The sequence below is a fragment of the Catenovulum sp. 2E275 genome (assembly GCF_025515275.1).
Taxonomy (GTDB): domain Bacteria; phylum Pseudomonadota; class Gammaproteobacteria; order Enterobacterales; family Alteromonadaceae; genus Catenovulum.
Genome location: NZ_JAOPFU010000086.1, coordinates 1 through 4624 on the forward strand (window position 1 = coordinate 1; position 4624 = coordinate 4624).

At 36.9% G+C, this 4624-nt stretch carries 6 protein-coding genes and 2 pseudogenes; 3 read left to right on the top strand and 5 right to left on the bottom strand.

Annotated elements, in window-relative coordinates:
• Positions 1 to 104: 104 nt before the first annotated feature.
• The 5 genes and pseudogenes from N7931_RS18960 to N7931_RS18980 all read right to left on the bottom strand — a co-directional run.
• A pseudogene (locus N7931_RS18960) lies at positions 105 to 317 on the bottom strand (transposase); the annotation flags it as partial.
• A 117-nt stretch (positions 318 to 434) separates the two neighbouring features.
• Positions 435 to 569 (bottom strand): annotated as a pseudogene (locus N7931_RS18965) (transposase); the annotation flags it as partial.
• Between the two features lie 161 nt (positions 570 to 730).
• Complete coding sequence (locus tag N7931_RS18970; protein WP_262795910.1) at positions 731 to 1165, bottom strand: PIN domain-containing protein; 435 nt, start codon at positions 1163 to 1165, stop codon at positions 731 to 733.
• Positions 1162 to 1383, bottom strand: coding sequence for an AbrB family transcriptional regulator (locus N7931_RS18975; protein ID WP_262795911.1), 222 nt, complete (start codon positions 1381 to 1383; stop codon positions 1162 to 1164). Before N7931_RS18975 ends, N7931_RS18970 begins: the two co-directional genes overlap by 4 nt.
• 84 nt (positions 1384 to 1467) lie before the next feature.
• Complete coding sequence (locus tag N7931_RS18980) at positions 1468 to 2250, bottom strand: tyrosine-type recombinase/integrase (protein ID WP_262795912.1); 783 nt, start codon at positions 2248 to 2250, stop codon at positions 1468 to 1470.
• Between the two features lie 228 nt (positions 2251 to 2478).
• On the opposite strand from N7931_RS18980, the gene N7931_RS18985 reads away from it, so the two are divergent.
• Genes N7931_RS18985 through N7931_RS18995 form a run of 3 tightly spaced genes read left to right on the top strand, consistent with a single transcriptional unit; the run spans position 2479 to position 4424 of the window.
• Positions 2479 to 2892, top strand: a complete 414-nt coding sequence (locus N7931_RS18985; RefSeq protein WP_262795913.1) for a LexA family protein — start codon at positions 2479 to 2481, stop codon at positions 2890 to 2892.
• The gene (locus N7931_RS18990) at positions 2880 to 4127 is read left to right on the top strand and encodes a Y-family DNA polymerase (RefSeq protein ID WP_262795914.1); all 1248 of its coding nucleotides are present in this window, start codon (positions 2880 to 2882) and stop codon (positions 4125 to 4127) included. Before N7931_RS18985 ends, N7931_RS18990 begins: the two co-directional genes overlap by 13 nt.
• A 9-nt stretch (positions 4128 to 4136) precedes the next feature.
• A complete protein-coding gene (locus N7931_RS18995; RefSeq protein WP_262795915.1) occupies positions 4137 to 4424 on the top strand; it encodes a hypothetical protein in 288 nt (95 codons plus the stop codon).
• Positions 4425 to 4624: the final 200 nt, after the last annotated feature.

Here is a 4624-nt window from a genome sequence, read left to right on the forward strand (position 1 = left end):
TCTCAATTTATCAACTAATCGATAAATATCAGATACGACAACTGTATGAATTAAATGCCCATTTTCGGTGGTACTTGACGCGAATTTTGGCCTTTACCCCAACTTTAATGCCTTAATTCTCCATAATTCGCTAGTTTCTCTATATTGTGTACCAAACAATATAACTGCCATTGGCTATTTACTTTATTTTTGCCACGTAAGCTAAATTTATTGAGCCGTTTTTGAGTGCCTATATTGGCAAACACGGGTTCAACCGTCGACATTCTGTGGCTATAAATATGTTTGCCCTTTTCACTATCGACTCTGTGTTTCATCCAGTCTGCATATTTTCATGGATGGCGATCACCAAATAGCGATAACATTGATGCCGATCAGCCAATAATAGGTGTTCAAGTGTTTCCAGAATGGCTGTTCAAGTCCGGCCAGAATATGCACCAATAGTATAATTGGGATTCATATACGGCTAACTCTCTGGCAGCTTGTGCTACACCCACTTTACTTGCTAATTTTAAAGCTTCTTCTTTAAATTCGATTGAATAGGTTTTTCTTTCTTTTTTAACTTTTGTCATTTTTCACCTCTGTGAGTTATTCTACTCACTTAATGAGGTGTCCAAAACTATTGGATCAGATCATCCATAAGGGAGTGTTTTTTGGTGTCCAATATAACTTTAAAACGGAGTCAATGATCTGTTTTTCATTATTCATAACCGTTCTCCTGTATTTCCAATTCTTACGGTTGTTTAGTGCCACCTATTTCTAACGCTGCTTTATCAAACGTAAAAATAGCTGAGACTTCTTTTTTAGTTAACTGACCATGACGCTTTGCTTTATTAACAATAAGCGCATCTGGAAAGTCAGCTTGCTTAGTCTTACCGCCTGACTTAATGGGTTTTGCATTGGTAAAATCCTTTAATGCACCCCATACCGCCTGACCATCTTCAAACGTTAAATTCGGCTCTGCAAATAGCGCGTGAACCACATCAATAATCTGCTCTTTGCTTAGGTTGTAACGTTTACCTTTTAACGTCCAGATTGTTTCTGTCAACACAACATCGGTAATTAGGACAGGCTCAGTACCTAAAATCAATTTTGCGGCTTTTGACGCTTGCTTTTCATCATCTTGCAATAAGTAACGAAGCAATACATTCGTATCTATTGCGATCATTTATCTAAAGCACTCTCTAATGATTCTTGCTCACTAATTTGCGTGTTGATAGTAATGCCTTTTAACAAGCCTTTTGCTGCGCCTGATTGCTTTTTAACGATAGAGATAACACCTTGTCTATCAACAAAGCTTTCTACATCATCACCAGCGTTAATATGCGCCACTACACATTGTTCAATCGGTAGGGTAATTTGTCTTTTTGCGCTTACTTTAGCCATAAACACCTCTTTACTATGTGTGATACGGTAAAGAATACCACATCTTTACCATAAAGCAAAATGTAAAGACCAACTATTACTGATTCATTCTTTAGTTTCTAACGGGGGGACTGTTTTATACAAGTCATTCAGTGCAACCGTTAACCGTTTCGGATCGGGTATTATATACGTATCGGTCATATCATCACTAACATGGCCTATAGCCATTTGTATAACGTCATAATCGACACCAGCATCAGATAGTAGGCTGGCGGTGCTTTTACGCCCTGAGTGGCTTGAACCTTGGCTGAAACCGCATTGTTTAAACAAGTTGCGGATATAATTTTCCATGCTAGAACAAACCAGTGTTTCCTTTATGCCATCTATAGTTTTGTATTTTTTAACATTAAAAGAGATCGTCACCCAACGCTTTCCACTTCGCGCTAAAAACAAAGGGCTTTCGCCATTTAAACCGCTGTAACTACCATCGGCTGACAGCATAGCTTTATCCGCTATTCGTCTATCTCGCCATGCCAAAACAGCTTGTCTTTGCTGCTTGAGTACCAACGCACAGTCTCTACTTTGACCTGTTTTGGTATATTCAGCTTTCATTCTAAAAATAGATCTTAGCTCACCAGATTTTGTAAAAACATCTTTAACTTTGAGCTGGCATGTTTCACCGATTCGAGTTAGCGAACCGAATAAAAACCAAATTAACGCCACGTTCCGCTCTGCACAATCACCGCGGTTGGCGTTTGCTAAAATATTCTTGAGTTGTCCTTTGCTTTCTATCTTACCCGCGCCTTTCTTGCTTGCCTCTAAACGCTTCACTGCTTCGGAAACAGGACGCTTTCGAGGTGGCGGTTTTTGACCCTTTGTAAATACCATAACAGCCCATTATTACACCGTATTCCAATATAGTATAATAAGTAGGCGCTAAAAAATAGAAGCAGCATAAACATTGGTCATATTGGAATAGTCAAAATATTAACATGCATTGTTTTTATGAGTGATTAATCAACTCATTATATTCACCATCAATTTATTTAAAGCACTACAAAAAATACAAAAAAACAATTAAACTGTGTTTATATACAGTTGTTTTTGGGGTTGGATATGAAAGTTATTCCGATATTTGCATCTGCTGGCATTACAGGTTTTGAATCTCCGGCAGCTGAATATCAAGAATTGGGGTTGTCACTTGATGAACTTTTGATACGCAATCCAAATGCTACGTTTATCGGATTGGCAAAAGGTTCGTCAATGCAAGAATTTGGTATCTTTGATGGTGATTTATTGATAGTAGATAGGTCTGAAACAACAAAGGATATTGATGTTGTTGTCGCTAATTACAATGGTAATTTTTGCTGCAAAATACTAGATAAGGTCAATAAGCTCCTAATATCATCTGCGCCAGATCATAAACCTGTCAGCATATTAGATTGTGATGAATTTCAGTTAGAGGGGGTTGTTATATTTTCTGTACGATGCCATCGAAAGCCGGTTGAACTCCTATCATGTATGCTCTAGTCGATGCCGTTTCGTTCTACGCCTCCGCTGAAAAAGCCTATGATCCGAGTATTCGTCGTGCGCCAGTAGTTGTGTTAACGAATAATGATGGTTGTGTATGTGCAATATGCCCTGTTGCACGAAAACTCAAAATTCCTAAATTTGAGGCGTATTTTAAGATCAAGGATTATTTATCACAGCACAATGTTGTTGTTCGCTCATCAAATTATGAGTTATACGCATCCTTGTCAGGTAAAATGATGAATATAATTGGCCGCTTTTGTGACGATCAATACATATATAGTATTGATGAAAGTTTTCTGAAATTTAAGCATATAGATAATGACTGGCAAGGGCTTGGTGAGCAAATTCGGCTTGCTGTTTGGCGCGAAGCTAAATTGCCTGTTGGGGTTGGCTTTGGTGCGACACTCACTTTGGCTAAAGTAGCTAACCATGCAGCAAAAAAGTTGCAAGGCTTTAATGGCGTAGCTGTGATTGAAAATGCGGCTCAGGCTGAGCAAATTCTTAAACAAATGAAATTAAACGACGTTTGGGGTGTGGGATCAAGGTTATCTAAAAGATTAGAGCTAGTGGGTTTAAAAAATGCTTATGAGTTATCCCGGCAAGACCCTAAAAGCATGAGAAAATTCCACAATGTACTGCTGGAAAAAACGGTCAGAGAATTAAATTTTGAGGCTTGTTTAACTTGGGATGAAACCAGACAATTAAAAAAAGAAATATTTTCAACCCGATCTTTTGGTCAGAAAGTCACAGATATAAATGCACTATTATCCGCATTTAGTACACATGCAGATATAGTTGGAAGAAAATTGAGGAAACAAGGTTCAACGGTCAAAAAGCTACTAATATTTGCTCAAAATTCCCGGTTTGATACAGAATATAAAAATTGCTCAATAATTTATAATTTTCCTATTGCGACAGCTGACACTAGAGTTATCGCGTCAGCCGTAACTGAGGTTATCCATAAATTATTTATACCGGGACTTAAATATGCTAAATGTGGGTTAGGTGCAATTGATCTTGGCTCTGCTGCTTATACTCAATTTGGGTTGTTTGATCCTGTAAAGGATAATTCTGAGTTGATGAAATGCTATGACCAGATAAATACCAGATTTGGCAGAGGTATTTTTTTAGCTAGTTCCGAAATAAGTAAAGATTGGAAAATGAGAAGATCTATGATGTCACCAAGATATACGACCCATTGGCCAGATATTCCTAAAATATATTGTGATTAAGGAAATTAAATGAACAATAAACATATTATCAGCTTGATTATTTTGGCTATATTTTCAAGTAGCGCTATTTCGAGTGAGTTTATTATATGTAATAAAGGGAAAATAGAGGTAGGTGATCATTATGATAAATTTATTCAATATTGTGGTCAGCCTAAAAATTTCAGTGGAGGGATGAGGAAATTGGGTAAAAACGGTATCGTAATGTCGTTTAAAAAAATACAACAAAAATATGATGATGGCAGTAACGCAAGCTTTATTTTTTTAGATGATAAACTTGCATTTATAACTTCTGAATAAATCTGAATTAAAGAAATGCACTGACAACAGAATCTAGTCTTTTTGTTTTGTATGCCAAATAGACTTCTTGAAAACCATCATTCAAATAATTATCCCTGATAACTTTGTAACGGTCAACTAAATTTGGAGACATGTTTAGGCACTTTTTAGTAACTTCTGCTCATATTGAACAGGTGAAATATTTCCCAGCTTATAGTGTT

Bases quoted from the DNA above. Each gene is read 5' to 3' on its own strand.
- N7931_RS18985 (WP_262795913.1), top strand. From the start codon at position 2,479: ATGAAAGTTATTCCGATATTTGCATCTGCTGGCATTACAGGTTTTGAA.
- N7931_RS18970 (WP_262795910.1), bottom strand. From the start codon at position 1,165: ATGATCGCAATAGATACGAATGTATTGCTTCGTTACTTATTGCAAGAT.
- N7931_RS18980 (WP_262795912.1), bottom strand. From the start codon at position 2,250: ATGGTATTTACAAAGGGTCAAAAACCGCCACCTCGAAAGCGTCCTGTT.
- N7931_RS18975 (WP_262795911.1), bottom strand. From the start codon at position 1,383: ATGGCTAAAGTAAGCGCAAAAAGACAAATTACCCTACCGATTGAACAA.
- N7931_RS18995 (WP_262795915.1), top strand. From the start codon at position 4,137: ATGAACAATAAACATATTATCAGCTTGATTATTTTGGCTATATTTTCA.
- N7931_RS18990 (WP_262795914.1), top strand. From the start codon at position 2,880: ATGTATGCTCTAGTCGATGCCGTTTCGTTCTACGCCTCCGCTGAAAAA.